This window comes from Streptomyces sp. NBC_00433 (assembly GCA_036015235.1).
Lineage (GTDB): Bacteria > Actinomycetota > Actinomycetes > Streptomycetales > Streptomycetaceae > Actinacidiphila.
On sequence record CP107926.1, the window covers coordinates 7,293,925 to 7,312,341 of the forward strand.

14 protein-coding genes and 1 riboswitch are annotated in these 18,417 nt (G+C 73.8%); of the genes, 7 read left to right on the forward strand and 7 right to left on the reverse strand.

The features are described from left to right. Window positions 1-88: 88 nt before the first annotated feature. The 6 genes from cobN to OG900_31180 form a co-directional block, all read right to left on the reverse strand. Window positions 89-3,865: a cobaltochelatase subunit CobN gene (cobN, locus tag OG900_31155; protein ID WUH94149.1), complete on the reverse strand. Its 3,777-nt coding sequence runs from the start codon at window positions 3,863-3,865 to the stop codon at window positions 89-91. Beyond that, the gene (locus tag OG900_31160; GenBank protein WUH94150.1) at window positions 3,862-5,355 is read right to left on the reverse strand and encodes a cobyric acid synthase; all 1,494 of its coding nucleotides are present in this window, start codon (window positions 5,353-5,355) and stop codon (window positions 3,862-3,864) included. The genes cobN and OG900_31160 overlap by 4 nt, the downstream gene beginning before the upstream one ends. Further along, the gene (locus OG900_31165; GenBank protein WUH94151.1) at window positions 5,343-6,392 is read right to left on the reverse strand and encodes a cobalamin biosynthesis protein; all 1,050 of its coding nucleotides are present in this window, start codon (window positions 6,390-6,392) and stop codon (window positions 5,343-5,345) included. Before OG900_31165 ends, OG900_31160 begins: the two co-directional genes overlap by 13 nt. Window positions 6,393-6,524: 132 nt before the next feature. Next, window positions 6,525-6,654: riboswitch (cobalamin riboswitch) on the reverse strand. Window positions 6,655-6,765: 111 nt separating this feature from the next. Continuing rightward, window positions 6,766-6,963, reverse strand: a complete 198-nt coding sequence (locus tag OG900_31170; protein ID WUH94152.1) for a hypothetical protein — start codon at window positions 6,961-6,963, stop codon at window positions 6,766-6,768. A gap of 18 nt (window positions 6,964-6,981) precedes the next feature. After that, window positions 6,982-8,190, reverse strand: coding sequence for an inorganic phosphate transporter (locus OG900_31175; GenBank protein ID WUH94153.1), 1,209 nt, complete (start codon window positions 8,188-8,190; stop codon window positions 6,982-6,984). Between the two features lie 246 nt (window positions 8,191-8,436). Further along, the gene (locus tag OG900_31180; protein ID WUH94154.1) at window positions 8,437-9,828 is read right to left on the reverse strand and encodes an FAD-binding oxidoreductase; all 1,392 of its coding nucleotides are present in this window, start codon (window positions 9,826-9,828) and stop codon (window positions 8,437-8,439) included. A 96-nt stretch (window positions 9,829-9,924) separates the two neighbouring features. Between OG900_31180 and OG900_31185 the strand changes: the two genes are divergently transcribed. From OG900_31185 to OG900_31210, 6 genes are all read left to right on the forward strand, one after another. Further along, entirely contained in the window at window positions 9,925-10,569 is a 645-nt protein-coding gene (locus tag OG900_31185; protein WUH94155.1) for a class II aldolase/adducin family protein, read from the forward strand. Between the two features lie 318 nt (window positions 10,570-10,887). Further along, window positions 10,888-12,003 (forward strand): alpha/beta hydrolase, encoded by a 1,116-nt coding sequence (locus OG900_31190; protein ID WUH94156.1) that lies wholly within the window; start codon window positions 10,888-10,890, stop codon window positions 12,001-12,003. A gap of 63 nt (window positions 12,004-12,066) precedes the next feature. Then, window positions 12,067-13,437, forward strand: coding sequence for a hypothetical protein (locus OG900_31195; GenBank protein WUH94157.1), 1,371 nt, complete (start codon window positions 12,067-12,069; stop codon window positions 13,435-13,437). A 419-nt stretch (window positions 13,438-13,856) separates the two neighbouring features. Beyond that, a complete protein-coding gene (locus OG900_31200) occupies window positions 13,857-15,455 on the forward strand; it encodes an ATP-binding cassette domain-containing protein (protein ID WUH94158.1) in 1,599 nt (532 codons plus the stop codon). Window positions 15,456-15,837: 382 nt separating this feature from the next. Continuing rightward, a complete protein-coding gene (locus OG900_31205; GenBank protein ID WUH94159.1) occupies window positions 15,838-16,059 on the forward strand; it encodes a helix-turn-helix domain-containing protein in 222 nt (73 codons plus the stop codon). A gap of 120 nt (window positions 16,060-16,179) precedes the next feature. Further along, complete coding sequence (locus OG900_31210; GenBank protein WUH94160.1) at window positions 16,180-16,977, forward strand: enoyl-CoA hydratase/isomerase family protein; 798 nt, start codon at window positions 16,180-16,182, stop codon at window positions 16,975-16,977. A 20-nt stretch (window positions 16,978-16,997) separates the two neighbouring features. Here the strand turns inward: OG900_31210 and OG900_31215 are convergent, their stop codons facing one another. After that, on the reverse strand, window positions 16,998-17,756 hold the full coding sequence (locus tag OG900_31215; protein WUH95996.1) for a nucleopolyhedrovirus P10 family protein: 759 nt from the start codon (window positions 17,754-17,756) through the stop codon (window positions 16,998-17,000). Window positions 17,757-17,899: 143 nt separating this feature from the next. Between OG900_31215 and OG900_31220 the strand changes: the two genes are divergently transcribed. Beyond that, window positions 17,900-18,406: an Asp23/Gls24 family envelope stress response protein gene (locus OG900_31220; protein ID WUH94161.1), complete on the forward strand. Its 507-nt coding sequence runs from the start codon at window positions 17,900-17,902 to the stop codon at window positions 18,404-18,406. Window positions 18,407-18,417: the final 11 nt, after the last annotated feature.

Here is an 18,417-nt window from a genome sequence, read left to right on the forward strand (position 1 = left end):
GCGTCCACTTGCCGGTGCGTCCTCAACTGCCGGACGGGCCGGAAGTGCTCGGCCCCGGGGTCTGGGGCGGAGCCCCAGGGGGGTGGGGTCATGACTCGCCCTCCAGGTCGCCCTCAAGGGCGAGATAGGTGTCGCGCAGACGGGCGAGCGTCAGGGGATCGGGGGCCGCCCACAGGCCCCGATCCGCCGCTTCGAGCAGCCGCTCGGAAATCCCCCTCAGCGCCCAGGGATTGGACTTCCGCATGAATTCGGAGTTCTCCGCGTCGAAGACGTACTCCGAGGCCAGCCGCTCGTACATCCAGTCGTCCACGACCCCGGCCGTGGCGTCGTAGCCGAACAGGTAGTCGACGGTGGCGGCCATCTCGAAGGCCCCCTTGTATCCGTGCCGCCGCATCGCCGCCATCCAGCGCGGGTTGACGACGCGCGCCCGGAAGACGCGGTGGGTCTCCTCGCCCAGCGTGCGGGTCCGCACCTGGTCGGTCAGGGCGCTGTCGCCGACGTAGGCGGACGGGGAGGTGCCGGTGAGGTGGCGGACCATCGCGACCATGCCGCCGTGGTATTGGAAGTAGTCGTCCGCGTCGACGAGGTCGTGCTCCCGGGTGTCGACGTTCTTCGCCGCCACCTGGATGCGGCGGAAGGCGGCCTCCATGTCGCCGCGCGCGGGGCGGCCGTCGAGGCCGCGGCCGTACGCGTAGCCGCCCCATACCGCGTAGACCTCGGCGAGGTCCGCGTCGGAGCGCCAGTTGCGGGCGTCGATCAGCGGGAGCAGCCCCGCGCCGTAGGCGCCCGGCTTGGAGCCGAAGATGCGGGCGGTGGCCCGGCGGCGGTCGCCGTGCAGGGCGGTGTCCTGGTCGGCGTGCGCGCGCACGTAGTTGGCGTCGGCGGGCTCGTCGAGTTCGGCGACCGCCCGCACCGCGTCGTCGATGAGGGCGACGACGTGCGGGAAGGCGTCGCGGAAGAAGCCGGAGATGCGGACGGTGACGTCGATGCGGGGGCGGCCCAGTTCGGCGGCGGGGACGATCTCGAAGCCGGTGACGCGGCGGGAGGCGTCGTCCCACACCGGGCGGCAGCCCAGCAGCGCCAGGATCTCGGCGATGTCGTCGCCCTGGGTGCGCATGCACGAGGTGCCCCACACGGTCAGGCCGACCGATGCCGGGTAGCTGCCGTTGTCGGCGAGGTGCCGGGCGAGCAGGGAGTCGGCGAGCGCGGTGCCGACGTCCCAGGACAGCCGGGACGGGATGGCCTTGGGGTCGACGGAGTAGAAGTTGCGGCCGGTGGGGAGCACGTTGACCAGGCCGCGGGTGGGGGACCCCGAGGGGCCGGCGGGGACGTAGCCGCCGCGCAGGGCGCGCAGGATGTGGTCGATCTCGTCGGTGGTGCGGGCCAGCCGGGGGACGACCTCGGCCGCGGCGAAGTCCAGCACCTCTACGGCCGCGGCCACGTCGGCGCCGCCGAGCACGTCCCGTACGGCCTCGGCCGCCGCGCCCGGAGCCCAGTCGCGCAGCTCCATGAATTCCGCCAGCCGCCTGGCCAGTTGCTCCAGCAGGTCGACCGCGTCGGAGGCGGTGCGTGCCGGGCCGTCCACGAGGGCGGTCAGCTCGGCCGGTACGGCGGCGGGTGCGCCGGGGACGGCCAGCAGGTCCTTCTCGACCAGGCCGAAATGCTCGGCCAGGGCCGCCCGCAGGCCGGGCAGCGCGTCACCGGCGCCGCCCCAGATCTGCGCCGACCTGAGCACCGCGAGCACCAGGTTGACCCGCGCCTCGCCGACCGGGCCGCCGCCCAGGATGTGCAGGCCGTCGCGGATCTGGACGTCCTTGATCTCGCACAGCCAGCCGTCGACGTGCAGCACGAAGTCGTTGAAGTCGCCGTCGTCCGGCTGCTCCTCGACGTGCAGGTCGTGGTGCAGCTCCGCGGTCCGCACCAGTTCCCAGATCTGGCTGCGGATCGCGGGCGCCTTCGCCGGGTCGAGATCGTTGACGAGGGCGTATTCGTCCAGGAGCTGTTCGAGCTTGGCGAGGTCGCCGTAGGAGTCGGCACGGGCCATCGGCGGCACCAGGTGGTCCACGACGGTGGCGTGGCCGCGCCGCTTGGCCTGGGTGCCCTCGCCGGGGTCGTTGACGATGAAGGGGTAGACCAGCGGCAGTTCGCCGAGCACGGCGTCGGGCGCACAGCCCGCGGACAGCCCGAGGCCCTTGCCCGGCAGCCATTCCATCGTGCCGTGTTTGCCCAGGTGCACGATCGCGTCGGCGCCGAAGGTGTGCTCCAGCCAGCGGTAGGCGGCCATGTAGTGGTGCGAGGGCGGCATGTCGGGGTCGTGGTAGATGGCGATCGGGTTCTCGCCGAAGCCGCGCGGCGGCTGGATCAGCACGACCACATTGCCGAACCGCAGCGACGCCAGCACGATGTCGTCGCCGTCCACGTAGAGCGAGCCCGGCGGCTCGCCCCAGTGCCGCAGCATCCCGGCCCGCAGGTCCTCGTCCAGCGTCGCGAACCACCGCTGGTAGTCGGCCAGCGGCACCCGGGCCGGGGCCGCGGCGAGCTGCTCCTCGGTCAGCCACTCCACGTCGTGGCCGCCCGCCGCGATCAGCCGGTGGATCAACTCGTCCCCGCCGGCCGGGTGTTCACCCGTCTCGTAGCCCGCGTCCCGCAGGGCTTCGAGCAGCCGTACGGCCGAGGCGGGTGTGTCCAGGCCCACCGCATTGCCGACCCGCGAGTGCTTGGTCGGGTAGGCGGTGAAGACCAGCGCCAGGCGCTTGTCGGCGTGTCGCTTGTGGCGCAGGGCCGCGTGCCGGACCGCGATGCCCGCGATACGGGCGGCACGCTCCGGGTCCGCGACATAGACCGGCACATCGCCCTCACCGGTCTCCTTGAACGAGAACGGCACGGTGATCAGCCGCCCGTCGAACTCGGGGATCGCCACCTGCATCGCCGCGTCCATCGGCGACAGCGCCGCGTCGGACTCCTGCCACGCCTTGCGCGACGACGTCAGGCACAGCCCCTGCAAGACGGGCACGTCGAGTTCGGCGAGCGCGCCCACATCCCACGCCTCGTCGGCGCCGCCCGCCGACGCGTCGGCCGCGACGGTGCCGCCGGAGGCCAGCACCGTCGCCACGATCACGTCGGCGCGGCCCAGCAGGTCGTAGAAGCCGGCGTCCGCGGACCCGCCTTCTGCCGCGGGCGCTCCGCCTCGACTCCGCTGCGGGCGGGTGCCGCTCCCTGGTTCCTCGCTCGCGACCTCCACCCTCCGCTGCATCTCGGCTGCGCCCCGCAGCGAACCGCAGTAGATCGGCAGCGCGTTGGCGGCGCGCGCCTCGACCGCGGCGCACAGGGTGTCCACGAAGGCGGTGTTGCCCGACAGTTCGTGCGCCCGGTAGAAGAGCACCGCGACCGTGGGGCGGCCGGGCTCGTACGGGTAGGCGCCGTGCACCCCGAACTGCGGCATGGCGCTTGGCGCTTCGAAGCCCTCGCCGCTCATCAGCACCGTGTCGGACAGGAAGCGCGCCAGCTCGGCGAGATTGGCCGGGCCGCCCTCCACCAGGTAGCGCAGCGCCTCGGCGACCACGCCCGCCGGGGCCGTCGACAGCGCCATCAGCTCGGCGTCCGGGACGCTCTCGCCGCCCAGCAGCACCGACGGCACCCCGGACGCGGCGATCACCGCCAGGCCCTCCTCCCACGCCCGGCGCCCGCCCAGCAGCCGCACCACGGCCAGGTCGGCGCCCGCCAGCAGCCCCGGCAGGTCGGCCTGCGGGTCCACCCGCGACGGGTTGCCGAGGCGGTAGGCGGCCCCGTCCGGGTGCGCGGCCGCCGCGGCGCGGGCGGCCAGCAGGTCGGTGTCGGCGGTGGACAGCAGCAGAACGGTGGTCATGGTGCCCCCGGTGGGACGAAGGGGAGTCCGGCGGGTGCGCCGTCCTCGATGAGCCGCAGCAGCGCGGCGGTGTCCAGGTGCTCTTCGACCAGGTCGCCGAGCCGGTCGAGCTGCGCTTCGCGCAGCGCGCCGAAGTCGGTGCCGGGCGCCGGGACGAAGCGGCGGCCCGCGGCGGCGGCGACCCGGCGCAGGAAGGCGCGGCGGAAGCCGTCGCTCTCCAGCGAGCCGTGCCAGTGGGTGCCCCACACCGCGCCGACCCGGCAGCCGTCGAGGAAGTCCTCGTCCCCGCCCAGCACTTCGGCGACCCCGTGGTGGATCTCGTAGCCCTCGACCGGCTCGCCGTAGGCCCGACCCGCGGGCCGCGCCAGGGTCTTGGCGGCGGCGAAGCGGATACGGGCGGGCAGCAGGCCGAGGCCGGGGACCTGGCCGGCCTTCGACTCGACGTCGTCCTCGATGTGCTCGGCCAGGATCTGGAAGCCGCCGCAGATGCCGAGCACCGGGCGCCCTTCCGCCGCCCGGCGCCCCACCGCGGCCGCCAGGCCGCGGACCCGCAGCCACTCCAGCGCCCTGACCGTGCCGCGGGTGCCGGGCAGCACCACCAGGTCGGCGTCCGCGACGTCCTCGGGGCGGTCGGTGAAGCGGACGGCGACACCGGGCTCCGCGGCGAGGGCGTCCAGGTCGGTGAAGTTCGACATCAGCGGCAGCGCGACGACGGCGACCCGCAGCACGTCCTCGCCGTACGGCCGCCCCGCCTCCGACTCCCGTACGCGCAGGCCGTCCTCCTCGTCGATGCCGAGGCCGCGGGCGTACGGCAGCACGCCCAGGGTGGGCCGGCCGGTGAGCCGGCGCAGCATGTCGAGGCCCGGTTCGAGCAGGGTGACGTCGCCGCGGAATTTGTTCACCACGTAGCCCGCGATCAGCGCCTGGTCCTCGGGCGCGAGCAGCGCGGTCGTGCCGAAGAAGGAGGCGAAGACGCCGCCGCGGTCGATGTCGCCCACGACGAGGGCGGGGATGTTCGCGCGGCGCGCGAGGCCCATGTTGACGATGTCCGTACGGCGCAGGTTGATCTCGGCGGGGCTGCCCGCGCCCTCGCAGATCACCGCGTCGTACGAACGCCCCAGCTCCGCCAGGCAGTCCACGACCACGTCCAGCAACTCGCCCTGCCTGCCGCCGTGTCCGTGGTAGCCGCGGGCCGACATCTCGCCGACCGCCTTCCCCAGCAGCACGACCTGGCTGCTGCGGTCGCTCCCCGGCTTGAGCAGCACCGGATTCATCAGCGCGGACGGCTCCACGCGGGCCGCCTGCGCCTGCATGGCCTGCGCCCGGCCGATCTCGGCGCCGTCGCGCGTGACGAAGGAGTTGAGCGACATGTTCTGCCCCTTGAAGGGGGCGACCCGCATGCCCCGGCGCACCAGGAAGCGGCACACCCCGGCGGTGACGACGCTCTTGCCGGCGTCCGAGGCGGTACCGGCGATCATCAGCCCGCGCATGGGGGTGTCACCCCCCGTGCGACCTCAGCCGTACGCGGCCGGCCGGTGCCTGCCGCGAGTCCGGCGGGACGCGCGGGCCGCGGCGGGAAGAGGCGGCCGCCGAGGGCCCTGCGGGGGAGCAGGGACGCGGTTGCGGTCAGCGCCAGCGCCAGTGCTGAGACGCGGCGGGAGAGGGCGATGGCGCGGGGGATGTCGGCGGGGGTCGGGGCGGGGTAGGCGGGGCCGAGGACGGGGCGGTGTTCGGTGCGGCCGGCGTAGGAGAGGGTGCCGCCGAGGCGGAGGTGGAGGGCGCCGGCGAAGGCGGCCTCGACGGGTCCCGCGTTCGGGCTCGGGTGGGCGGCGGCGTCGCGGCGCCAGGTGCGCAGGGCGTCCACCGGGTGGGGGGAGGCCAGCGCCGCGAGCGTCGCGGTGAGGCGGGCGCCGGGCCAGCCGGCGGCGTCGTCGAGCCGGGCCGCGGCCCACCCGAAGCGCAGGTGGCGCGGCGAGCGGTGCCCGACCATCGCGTCGAGCGTGTTGACCGCGCGGAAGCCCGCGAGCCCCGGCAGCCCGCCCAGGGCGCCCCAGACGAGGGCGCCGACGACCGCGTCCGAGGTGTTCTCGGCGACCGACTCCACGACGGCCCTGGCGATCCCGTCGGCGTCCAGGTGCTGCGGGTCCCGCCCGCACAGGTGCGGCAGCCTCGCCCTGGCCGCGTCGACGTCCCCGGCGTCCAGCGCGGCCGCGACGGCCCGTGCCTCCCTGGCCAGCGAGGTGCCGCCGAGCACCGACCAGGTGCAGGCCGCGGTCAGCCCGGCCGACAGCGCGGCGCGGGGCCGTACCGCCCGCCCGGCGAGGGCCGCGGCACCCACCACGGCACCGGCGCACAGCGCCGCGTAGGCCGCGCCGCTGAACCGGTCGTCCCGCCACATCCGGCGCTCCAGCGCCCCCGCCGCGCGCCCGAAGGCCGCGACCGGATGGCCGCGGCGCGGGTCGCCCGCGACGAGATCGCCGAGAAAGCCGAGCGCGGCGCCGTACGCGTATACGCGATCGGCACGCATCAGCTCAGACCGCCGTCACCCTCCGGGGGGACGGCGTACAGGAACACGTACCGGGAGGTCGGGGAGTGGCGCCGGGCATGGCAGAAGTCCTCACTCAGGGTCCGCGCCCTGGTTCGACGTGACCGGCGGTGAGAGTCTCCTGGCTCCCGGATCTACGCACTCCCGGTCTTCCAACCGGTGAACCGGCCGTGACGTACGGGTTGGGAGTGCACTCCCCGGTGACAGTGGCGGGACCGCGCCGGATTCACACCGGACTTCCTCTCCTGCCGCCGTATGGCCTCCGCAGTCCACCACGTGCGGGTGGGCCCGTCAACCGGCCCTTGACCTGGGTCGACGGAGTGTGGTGAGGTCCACACCCCGCCGCGGGCCGGGGCTACTTGGCGACGATCAGCCAGATGCCCCAGGCGATGGCCGCCGCGCAGGCGGCGAAGCAGGCGTAGGCCCCGCCGCGCGCGGCGACGGCCGGACGGGCCAGGCCGACCACGCCGAGGGTGAAGACGCCGACCAGGCCGACGGTGGAAAGCAGCGTGACGGCCAGGACCGTGCCGAGGGCGTGCCAGTCGATGCTCATACGGGACTCCTCGGGAGGTCAGGCGGTCGGGGCCGGGGAGGTCGTGCCCGGGAGGCCGACCGGCGGCTGGATGACGGCGGCGATGGCCGCGGTGACCGCGCCCTGCGGCTCGGCGGCAGCCGCGGGCTCGTCGTTGACGTTGGCGTGGGTGATCGGCTTGCGGCGGGCCGCCGTGCGGATCGTGGCGCAGATCGCCAGGCCGGCGACGGCGACCGTGACCACGCCCCAGGTGCCCTGGTCGGTCAGCAGCGCGGCCCCGGCGGCGACCAGCCCCGCCGCGGGCAGCGTCAGCGCCCACGCGGCGACCATCCGCCCCGCGGTCCCCCAGCGCACGACCGCGCCGGTGCGGCCGAGCCCGGCGCCCATCACCGAGCCGGAGCAGACCTGGGTGGTGGACAGCGCGAAGCCGAGGTGGGAGGAGGCCAGGATGGTCGCGGCGGCACCGGTCTGCGCCGCGAAGCCCTGCTGCGGCTGGATGTCGGTGAGGCCCTTGCCCATGGTGCGGATGATCCGCCAGCCGCCGATGTACGTGCCCAGCGCGATCGCGGTGCCCGCCGAGACGATGACCCACAGCGGCGGGTCGGCGTGCGGGGCGACGACGCCGCCGGTGATCAGCGCGAGGGTGATGACGCCCATCGTCTTCTGCGCGTCGTTGGTGCCGTGGGCGAGCGAGACCAGGCCCGCTGAGGCGATCTGCCCGGCCCGGTAGCCCTTGGCGGTGGTGCCGGGGTCGGCGTGGCGGCCGAGGCGGTAGCTCAGCCGGGTGGCGAGGGTCGCGGCGAGGCCCGCCACGACCGGCGCGGCGAGCGCCGGGATGAGGACCTTCATCACGACTGCTTCGCCGTGCACCCCGTGCCGCCCGACCGCGACCAGCGTGGCGCCGATCAGGCCGCCGAACAGCGCGTGCGAGGAGCTGGACGGCAGTCCGGCCAGCCAGGTCAGCATGTTCCAGACGATCGCGCCGACCAGCGCCGCGAAGATCATCTCGGGTTTGATGCCCGATGACTCGTCGATGATGCCGCCGGAGATGGTCTTGGCGACCTCCACGGACAGGAAGGCGCCGACGAGGTTGAGAACGGCGGACATGGCCACCGCCGTCTTGGGTTTGAGTGCACCGGTGGAGATGGTGGTGGCCATCGCGTTGGCGGTGTCGTGGAAGCCGTTCGTGAAGTCGAACACGAGTGCGGTGGCGATGACGATTCCGATCAGGAGCGTCATGTGTTCCATGGACCCAGGCAATCCGTTGGTGGGGCAGTGGCGAGCTGACCGTACGGATCATTGGTGAACGGAAGGTGAACTGGCAGCGGACTCGCGGTGCCAAGGTGACGTGCGGATGAACACAATGACAACGGAAACCCTTCTGGGGCCCGGAATCCGGCGGCCGCGGGCGCCCTGAAATGCCGTATGCCCCAGCTGCCGTCGTTCAGCCGCGTCCAGTGCGGTTGTCCCTGTGCCGCTCCGCCGCCCGGCGCCTCAGTGCCGCCCGGACAGCCGGTCGGCATACCGCGCCACCGGGTCGGTCGCCGCGCTCCGGCCGGTCAGCTCGCGCCGGTCGGCGCCCCGGTAGGCCGCGTACATCCCGCGCACCCCCGCCCAGCGCAGCGGCTCCGGCTCCCAGCGCCGCACCCGGTGGCCCACCCACGGCAGCGCCGTCAGCTCGGTGCCGTGCCCCTGCCCCGAGTCCTGCCGCACCAGGTCCCGCAGCGTACGGGCGGCCAGATTCGACGTCGCCACCCCGCTGCCGACATAGCCGCCCGCCCAGCCCAGGCCCGTCGTACGGTCCAGCTGCACGCTCGCGCACCAGTCGCGCGGCACCCCCAGCACCCCCGACCAGGCGTGCTCGACCGCGACCCCCGCCGTCGCGGGGAAGAGCCGCACCAGCACCTCGCGCAGCGCGGCCACCGTACGCTCCGAGGTCCGCCCGTCGTTGTCGGTACGCGAACCGAAGCGGTACGGCACCCCGCGCCCGCCCAGCGCGATCCGGCCGTCCGCGGTGCGCTGCGCGTACATGTACGCGTGCGCCAGGTCGCCCAGCGTCTCGCCGCCCTCCCAGCCGATCGTCTCCCACATCTCCGGCGACAGCGGCTCCGTCACGATCATCGAGGAATTCATCGGCAGCCAGGTGCGGCGCTGCCCCTTCACCGACGCGGTGAAGCCCTCGGTGCAGCGCAGCACGTACGGCGCGCGGACCGTGCCGTACGGGGTGACCGCGTGCTTGGGGCGGATCTCGGTCACCACCGTCGACTCGTGGACGGTCACCCCGAGCCGCTCCACCGCCGCGGCCAGCCCCTGCAGCAGCTTCACCGGATGCACCCGGGCGCCGTGCGGCGTCCAGCTCGCCCCGACCGTGCCCGCCGCCCTGATCCGCCGCGCCGACTCCGCCGCGCCGAGCAGCACCCGGTCCTTCTCGCCGAAGGCCGCCTCCCGGTCGTGGTACGCCCGCAGCCGCGCCAACTGCGCCGGCGAATACGCCACTTCCAGCACCCCGCCCTGCTGGATGTCCGCGTCGATGCCCTCGGCCGCGGCGACCCGCACCACCTCGTCCACGGTGGAATTCATCGCCCGCTGCAAGGCGACCGCCGCGTCGTGGCCGTGCAGCTCGGCATAGCGGTCGCGGCCCGCGATGCCGTTGTAGAGCCAGCCGCCATTGCGCCCGGAGGCGCCGTAGCCGCAGAACTTCGCCTCCAGCACGGTGATCCGCAGGAAGGGCACGGCCTGCTTCAGGTAATACGCCGTCCACAGCCCCGTGTAGCCGCCGCCGACGATCACCACGTCGGCCTCCGCGTCCCCGGGCAGCGGCTCGCGCGGCAGCGGTATGCCCGTGCCTGCGTACCAGAACGAGATTCCGCCGTTGACGGTGGCCATAATGCACCTGCAATCGCTGTGGAGCCCGGTGATGTGCGGGGACGCTACTGCGCTCCCGGCGGCCACGGCAACGCCTGAGGGACATGGGAGGCCGTTGTGCGCGACGCAGTCGAGAAAGCCTGGTCGGACGTGGTCGACACGGCCCGCCGCACCGTCACCGACGGCCTCGTCGTCGGCACGTCGGGCAACGTGTCCGCGCGGGTCGGCGATCTGGTCGTCGTGACGCCCACCGCGATGCCCTACGACCGGCTGCGCCCCCAGGACCTGGTCGCCGTCGACCTCGAAGGCCGCCAGGTGCGCGGGGCGCTGCGGCCCACCAGCGAACTGCCGCTGCACCTGGCCGTCTACGGCGGGACCGACGCGCAGGCGATCGTCCACACGCACGCGCCGCACGCGACGGCCGTCTCCACGCTGGTGGACGAGCTGCCGCCGATCCACTACGTCACCGCCGCCCTCGGCGGGCCGGTCCGCGTCGCCCCCTACGCCCTCTACGGCACGCCCGAGCTCGCCGCCCTCGCCCTGGCCGCCCTCGCCGACCGCACGGCGTGCCTCCTGGGCAACCACGGCACCCTCGCGTACGGCTCCACGCTCGACGTCGCCTACGAGCGCACGGCCCAGCTCGAATGGATGAGCCACGTCTGGCTCCTCGCCACCGCCTCCGGCGGCCCACGCCTCCTCACCCCCGCGGACCTCGCCGCGGCGGCAACCCGCCTCTCCACGTACGCCCAGCCGGGGGCCTGACGCACGCCCCTCACCCGCGCCCCTTTCGGCCTGCGTCCTACTACGCCGAGCGTTCGCCCCTGGAGGGTGAGCGTTTTTCAGGGGCGCGTGGGGGTACCCCCGGGCGAAGCGCTGGGGGATAACGGAGCGCCCCGCCGGAGAGGCGCGAAAGAAAGCAACGCCACAGCAAGGGGCAATCACCCGGGGGCGCGGGGAGCTGCGCGACGAACCCCCACCGGGCGGCAGGTGCGGGGCCGGCATGCCCGGCAGGGCGGCCGGGTACCCGGCGAGGGTACGCAGGAGTGGCCGAGAGCAGAGAGGTCGGTGAAACTGGAGGGGATGCGACTACGAACCGCCGTGGCGACAGCCACCGCCGCCCTGGGTGCCGGCACCGCCGCCGTCGTGGCGGTCGGCCGGTACGGCTCGCGTTTCGCCCTCAAGCCGTCCGCCGAGGGCCCGGCGCCGGAGGGCACGGTCACCGTGCACACGGTCACCGCGGACCGCGTCGTCCTGACCCGCACCGCCGCGTCGGGCCGCCGCGGGACGTACGGCCTGGCGGCCGACGGCCTGCACGCGATCGCCGGCGACGTGGTCGACGGCACCGCCTACTCCGTGACCAGGAAGCTGCTCGCCGTACCGCACGGCTCGCTGGACCCGGGCGCCCCGGTCAGGATGACCCCGCAGGTGCACTGCGGGAATCCGCGGGTGGCGCTGGGCCTGGACTACACCGAGGTCGAGGTGCCGGGCGAGCTGGGCCCGCTGCCCGGCTGGTATCTGCCGGGCGCCCGCAGCACCTGGGTGATCAGCGTGCACGGCCTGGGCGCGACCCGCGAGCACGCGATGAACGTGCTGCCCGCCCTGCACCACCACCGCTTCACCCAGTTGGTCCTGGGCTACCGCGGCGACCCCGAGGCCCCGGCGCCGCCCGACGGCATCGGGCACCTGGGCCGGACCGAGTGGCGCGACCTGGACGCGGCGATGCGCTACGCGGTGGAGTACGGCGCCCAGCGCATCGTGCTCTACGGCTGGTCCACCGGCGCGACCATGGCCCTGCACGCGCAGCACCTGTCCGCGGTCGGGAACCTCGTCCGCGGCCTGGTCCTGGACTCGCCGGTGCTGGACTGGCGTGCCACGGTAGCCGCCGCCGCGCAGTGGCACGGGCTGCCCGCCAACCTGACACCGCTGGCCGTACGCGCGGCCGAGGGGCGTACGGAACCCTCGGGACGGCACGGCGCCGCCCCCGCCGTCCCGGCGCCGCCCACCGTGCCGACGCTGATCTTCCACGGCCCCGAGGACACCCTGGCGCCCTGGGGCCCGTCCCGTGAACTCGCCGCGCGCTACCCGGATCTGGTGGTCCTGCACAGCGTGCGCGGCGCCCAGCACGGGGCGATGTGGAATGCCGACCCGGTCGGCTACGAGGAGATCCTGCGCCGCTTCCTGACCCCGCTCATGTGAGCGGGGAACGCGGGAAAGTCCGGCCGATTGGGAATCTGGGCGCACAACGGCGAGACTGCTCCAGTGACGTCCCGTAGCCCGCGAGACACTCCGCTCCGCCTCGTCCCCCGCCGGCCGCTCACCGCCGCCCGCAGGACCGCGACCACGCGCAGGCCAAGGCCGCCGCGCCCGCCGGAAGGCACACCCCCGCTGCCGGAACTCGCCCGGCTCGCCCGAGCCGAACTCGCCGCCGCCGTACGGCTCGCACGCTGGGCGGGTACGGGCCCCGGCACCGCGGGGCCGACCGGCATACTGCCCGCGGACGCGCTCACCGAGGCCGCGGCAGCCCTCGGCCTGACCCCCGGCCAGATCCGCACCGCCTGGGACCGCGCCAGGCTGTCCGGCCTGATCGAACTGCACGGCGGCACCGCCCGCCCCGGCTGGCGGCTGCGCGCCTGGGACACCGACGACACCGCGGTGCTGCGCGGCTGGGTCGCGCTCTTCGACGCCTGGTCCCTCGCGCACCCCTTCCTGCCCGGCGACCGCAGCGGCCCCGACCCGGCGCTGGTCGCCGAAGTCGTCGAGGCGGCACCGCAGTTGCTGTCCTTCCTGCACCTGTCGAACGGCCCGGTGCCGATCGACACGCTGCTCGACCTGCTCCGCCAGCGGGTCGCCGAACTGCGAACAGAACGCCATGAGCCGCCCGCCGACGGCGCCGGCGACCCGCTGCCGACGCTGCTCGACTGGACGCTGGAGGCCGCCGTGCGGGTGGGAGCGCTCCGCCCCCGCGACCCGCAGCGGCCCGACGAGGTCGTGCTCACCGCGCTCGGCAGCTGGGCGGTGTGGGTCAAGCTGGAGCAGATCTGCGTTGCCGCGCAGGGCCCCGCCGGGCACATGGAGCAGTCCGCCGCCACCATGCTCCGCGCCTGCGCCCGCCTGTCTCCTGGCCCCGCGCGGGCCGAATACCGCGCCTGGCTCGCCGCGCGGCCCGTCGCCCCCGCCGTCGCCGAACTCCTCGACACCGCCCGCGGCGACGACGCGCTGCTGCGCGGCCTGGCCTTCGAGGCGCTGCGTGTCGTCGGCGACCCGGCGGAGCCGGCGGTACGCGAGGTGGTCTCCGAGCCGGTGCTGCGGCCGTACGCGGTGCTGTGGCTCGCCGAACTCGACGGCGGCGACCCCGACACCGCGACCGGGCTCCTCACCCGGGAGGAGGCCACGTGGCTGTGGGTCGACACGGCGGCCGCGGTCGCGGACCACGGCGAGGACCATCTGCTGGTCAGCCATCTGGAGACCGCCGTCCAGGGCTCCGTGCCAGGACTTCTCGAAGAGGTCCGCGACGTCGGCCACCCGCGGACCGTCCAGGTCCTCGTCGCCCTCGCCGCCGCCCACCCCGACCCCATCCTGGCCAAGGCCATGCGCAAGGCCGCATTCCAGGTCCACACGGGCGAGGCGTAGAGCCTCCCTCGCCCTCACACTGGCGGCCCGTCGTGGCTTGTCTCGCAGTTCCCGGGGGTACCCCCACGCGCCCTTGAAAAACGCTCACCCTCCAGGGGCGAACGCCTGGCGGCGGAGGACGCAGGACCCAAAGGGGCGCGGGGAACTGCGCGACCAGCCACCCACGCAGCGGCACTGTGGACTCCGTGACAGCACCCCGCAGGGAGTGGCGGGGAACTGCGCGCGCAGCCCACCACCGGGCCGCGGGCAAGGGCACCCCCGCGAGGGGGAAGAAGGCGGGCGCCCGGCACGGGCGAAGGCAGTTGCATGGGGCCAGTAGACTGGCCCCATGGTTGCACTGCTCCTCGATTAGACCTGGCGCAACGCCGCGACACGCCCACCGGCCGTGAGGCCATTCGTTACGCCATGGAGCCAACCCCGTGATCACTGCCACCGGCCTGGAGCTGCGCGCCGGCGCCCGCGTCCTCATCGAATCCGCGTCCTTCCGCGTCGCCAAGGGCGACCGCATCGGCCTGGTCGGCCGCAATGGCGCGGGCAAGACCACCTTGACCAAGGTGCTGGCCGGGGAGGGCCAGCCCGCCGCGGGGAGCGTGACGCGGTCCGGCGAGGTCGGGTATCTCCCGCAGGACCCGCGCACCGGCGATCTGGACATGCTCGCCAGCGACCGCATCCTGGGCGCCCGCGACCTCGACACCGTGCTGCGCAAGATGCGCGAGAACGAGGAGCGGATGGCGAACGGCAAGGGCGCCACCCGCGAGAACGCGATGAAGAAATACGCCCGCCTGGAGACGGAGTTCCTCACCAAGGGCGGTTACGCGGCGGAGGCGGAGGCGGCCACGATCGCGGCGGCGCTCGGCCTGCCGGACCGTATCCTCGGCCAGCAGCTGCACACCCTGTCGGGTGGACAGCGGCGCCGTGTCGAGCTGGCCAGGATCCTGTTCTCGGACGCGGACACCCTGCTGCTCGACGAGCCGACGAACCACCTGGACGCGGACTCGATCAGCTGGCTGCGCGACTACCTGAAGACGTATCGCGGCGGATTCATCGTCATCTCCCACGATGTGAACCTGATCGAGACGGTCGTCAACAAGGTCTTCTATCTCGACGCCAACCGCTCGCAGATCGACGTCTACAACATGGGCTGGAAGCTCTACCAGCAGCAGCGCGAAGCCGATGAGAAGCGCCGCAGGCGCGAACGCGCGAATGCGGAGAAGAAAGCCGCCGCGCTCAATTCGCAGGCCGACAAGATGCGCGCCAAGGCCACCAAAACCGTCGCGGCGCAGAACATGGCGCGGCGGGCCGACAAGCTGCTCGCCGGCCTCGACGCGGTGCGGGTCTCGGACAAGGTCGCGAAGCTGCGCTTCCCCGACCCGGCGCCGTGCGGCAAGACGCCGCTGATGGCCAACGGCCTTTCCAAGTCGTACGGGTCGCTGGAGATTTTCACCGACGTGGACCTGGCGATCGACCGCGGCTCGCGGGTGGTCATCCTGGGGCTGAACGGCGCGGGCAAGACCACCCTGCTGCGGCTGCTCGCCGGGGTGGAGACGCCGGACACCGGCGAGGTGACGCCGGGGCACGGGCTGAAGCTCGGCTATTACGCGCAGGAGCACGAGACGCTCGACCCGGAGCGCACGGTGCTGGAGAACATGCGTTCTTCCGCGCCGGACACCGATCTGGTGGAGATCCGCAAGATCCTCGGCTCCTTCCTCTTCTCCGGCGACGACGTCGACAAGCCGGCCGGTGTGCTGTCCGGCGGCGAGAAGACCCGGCTGGCGCTGGCCTCGCTGGTGGTCTCCAGCGCCAACGTGCTGCTGCTCGACGAGCCCACCAACAACCTCGACCCGGCCAGCCGGGAGGAGATCCTGGGCGCCCTGCACACCTTCAGCGGCGCGGTGGTGCTGGTCACCCACGACGAGGGCGCGGTGGAGGCGCTGCAGCCCGAGCGGATCATCCTGCTGCCCGACGGTGTCGAGGACCTGTGGGGCCAGGACTACGCGGACCTGGTCGCCCTGGCCTGACCGGTCGCGGCGCCGCCGACCTGGGGGGACGCCGGGTGATCATGCGGATTGGATCATTCGGCCCACCGCGGGTCCGTCATCTGTGTGAGTCGGGCTGGTACCCCCCGGGCGGGGCCGCCCGCGTGGCGGCAGCGCTTGGTGATCAGTGGTGTGACGTCGGCAAACACCTTACCGATGGCCGCTGACCTGCTGGTATTGCGCGGGCTTCGTTCCCGGGTCGGAATTGGGCGGCGGAAATTTCCCGCCGGGACCCGTTCTTCGCCTCGTATCGCGGCATTCATGTTGCGAATGTCCCGTGACGGACCTTGTCGAATGGGTGGCCAGGAAGGCGCTTAGGGGTGATCATGAGAGTCCATAGCGCACTTCCCTGGAGGAGGCACGGGTGGCCGAGACTCTGAAGAAGGGCAGCCGGGTGACCGGCGCCGCGCGCGAGAAGCTCGCGGCGGACCTGAAGAAGAAGTACGACTCCGGTGCGAGTATCCGGGCACTGGCCGAGGAGACCGGCCGGTCCTATGGATTCGTGCACCGGATGCTCAGCGAGTCCGGCGTGACCCTGCGCGGACGCGGCGGGGCGACCAGGGGCAAGAAGGCGGTCACGGCCTGAGCCGGCCCTGACGTCCTGATGCCGACGGGCGGGCATCTCCCGCACCCAGCGGGTCGGCGTGCCGCACGGATGGTTACTCTTCGGTAGTAACCAAGTCCGCGGTCCGCTCGGAGGTGCCCGATGCCCGATGACAAGATCCTGCTCGAACACGACGGAGTCCGGCTGGTCCTGGACGGCACCGGCACCGTCGCCACCATCACCCTGTGCAACCCGGCCAAGCGCAACGCCCAGTCGCCTGCCTTGTGGGAGGCGCTGATCGAGGCGGGCCGGCTGCTGCCGGGGCAGGTACGGGTCGCGGTGCTGCGCGCCGAGGGGCCGTCCTTCTCCGCCGGTCTCGACCGGAAGGCGTTCACACCCGAGGGCTTCGACGGCGGTCCGTCGTTCCTGGAACTCGGGCGCGGATCCGAGGCCGACCTCGACGCGACCATCGCCATGTACCAGCAGGCCTTCACCTGGTGGCGGCGCACCGACCTGATCACGGTCGCCGCCGTCCAGGGGCATGCCATCGGGGCCGGCTTCCAGCTCGCGCTGGCCTGCGACCTGCGGGTGTGCGCCGACGACGTGCGGTTCGCCATGCGCGAGACCGGCCTCGGGCTCGTCCCCGACCTGACCGGCACCAAGCCGCTCGCCGAGCTGGTCGGATACGGCCGCGCGCTGGAGATCTGCGTCACCGGGCGCTACGTGCACGCCGAGGAGGCCGAGCGCACCGGCCTGGCCAACCTGGTCGTGCCCGCCGCCGAGCTGGACGCCGCCGTCGCCGACCTGGCCGCCGCCCTGCTGGCCCCGCCGCGCGACGCCGTCAACGAGACCAAGGCGCTGCTGCGTACTGCCCTGTCCCACACCGAGGCCGACCAGTTCGCGGCCGAGCGCGCCGCCCAGGCCCGCAGGCTGCGCAGCCTGACCGGCGCGGCGGAGTAGCGCCCGGCGCGGCCGCGCGGTCAGTGCGTGTCGGTCACCACGACCGCCGTCGTCACCGGCCCGGGGGCGCCCGCCGCCGCCACCGGGGCGATCGCCGCCGTCACCGCCCGAGCCACCGCGAACGGGCGGTGGCCCGCCGCCACCGCGAACTGCAGCTGTACGCGGCGGCCCGCCGGGCCCTCCGCGTCCGCCGCGGTGTCGCGGACCCGGACACCGCTGCCGAGGCCGGCCAGCCGCCGGGTCAGCCGCAGCACCCCGGGCACGGCCAGCGCGGCGGCCGCCACCAGGGCCGCGGGGGCGCCGGCGGCCGGGGCGTCGGCCAGCTCCCGCGCCGCGTCGCCGTCGTCCACCACCACGCCTTCCAGCACCGGATCGGCCGCCGCCCCGCCGTCGAGCAGCCCGGTGACCTCCAGATCGACCGAGTGGACGGGCACCCCGAGCCAGTCCTCGGCCGTCGCCCACAGCGCGGCCCGCAGCCGCTCCGCGGTGCGCGGCAGCGGGTCGTCGAGCCCGGCCTCGAAGTCCGCGGTGATCCGCAGCGGCCGGTAGGGCAGCGCGCCCACCGGCGCGGCGCCGCCCGGCCGTCCGGGCTCGGACGCCTCCCCGTCCAGTGCCAGGTCCACCGCCCCCAGCCGTACGCCGCCGACGCCGTCCGCGGCCCGCCGCAGGGCGCCGACAGCGGCGCTCTCGGTGATCCAGGCGGCGTCCGCGGCCTCGCCGAGCGGAAGGAGCCGCCCCAATGCCACCTGCTCCCTGACGGTCCTGGCCAGTCGGTCCATGGTCACCGGGTCTCATCGCCTTCCGATGTGCCGACCACTCGGATGGGGGGCGGCCGTCCCCTCTGGGTGCATCCCCGCAGCGCTTCCGGGCATGCCCGTTTAGTGTGGTGCACGGAGCAGCCCAGACGAAGGGACGACTCGCGATGACGGACAGCACGCAGCACAACCGGCCGGAGCCCGAGGGCTCGTCGATAACAGCGGAGAGCGGCAGGACCCTCGACAAGGGCAACGTCGGCTCGGGCCGCAAGGCACTCGGCGACCCCGCGAGCCGCGGCCGCACCACGATCGCCGACGGCGTGGTCGAGAAGATCGCCGGACTCGCGGCCCGTGACGTGGTGGGCGTGCACGCGATGGGCACCGGACTGTCCCGCACGTTCGGTGCGGTACGCGACCGGGTCCCCGGCAGCACCCGCTCGGTGACCCGCGGCGTCAAGGCCGAGGTGGGCGAGGTGCAGACCGCGCTCGACCTGGACATCGTCGTGGAGTACGGCGTGTCCATCGTCGAAGTCGCCCGCGCGGTGCGGGAGAACGTGATCGCGGCGGTCGAGCGGATGACCGGGCTCGAAGTCGTCGAGGTCAATGTCGCGGTCGGCGACGTGAAGTTGCCCGACGAGGACGATGATGACGACCGTGAGCAGCGGGTCCAGTAGTGGGACCGGGG

Coding starts and splice junctions, on each gene's coding strand:
- cobN (WUH94149.1), bottom strand. CDS start 3,865: ATGACCACCGTTCTGCTGCTGTCCACCGCCGACACCGACCTGCTGGCC.
- OG900_31160 (WUH94150.1), bottom strand. CDS start 5,355: ATGCGCGGGCTGATGATCGCCGGTACCGCCTCGGACGCCGGCAAGAGC.
- OG900_31215 (WUH95996.1), bottom strand. CDS start 17,756: ATGGACCGACTGGCCAGGACCGTCAGGGAGCAGGTGGCATTGGGGCGG.
- OG900_31170 (WUH94152.1), bottom strand. CDS start 6,963: ATGAGCATCGACTGGCACGCCCTCGGCACGGTCCTGGCCGTCACGCTG.
- OG900_31220 (WUH94161.1), top strand. CDS start 17,900: ATGACGGACAGCACGCAGCACAACCGGCCGGAGCCCGAGGGCTCGTCG.
- OG900_31165 (WUH94151.1), bottom strand. CDS start 6,392: ATGCGTGCCGATCGCGTATACGCGTACGGCGCCGCGCTCGGCTTTCTC.
- OG900_31180 (WUH94154.1), bottom strand. CDS start 9,828: ATGGCCACCGTCAACGGCGGAATCTCGTTCTGGTACGCAGGCACGGGC.
- OG900_31210 (WUH94160.1), top strand. CDS start 16,180: ATGCCCGATGACAAGATCCTGCTCGAACACGACGGAGTCCGGCTGGTC.
- OG900_31175 (WUH94153.1), bottom strand. CDS start 8,190: ATGGAACACATGACGCTCCTGATCGGAATCGTCATCGCCACCGCACTC.
- OG900_31190 (WUH94156.1), top strand. CDS start 10,888: ATGCGACTACGAACCGCCGTGGCGACAGCCACCGCCGCCCTGGGTGCC.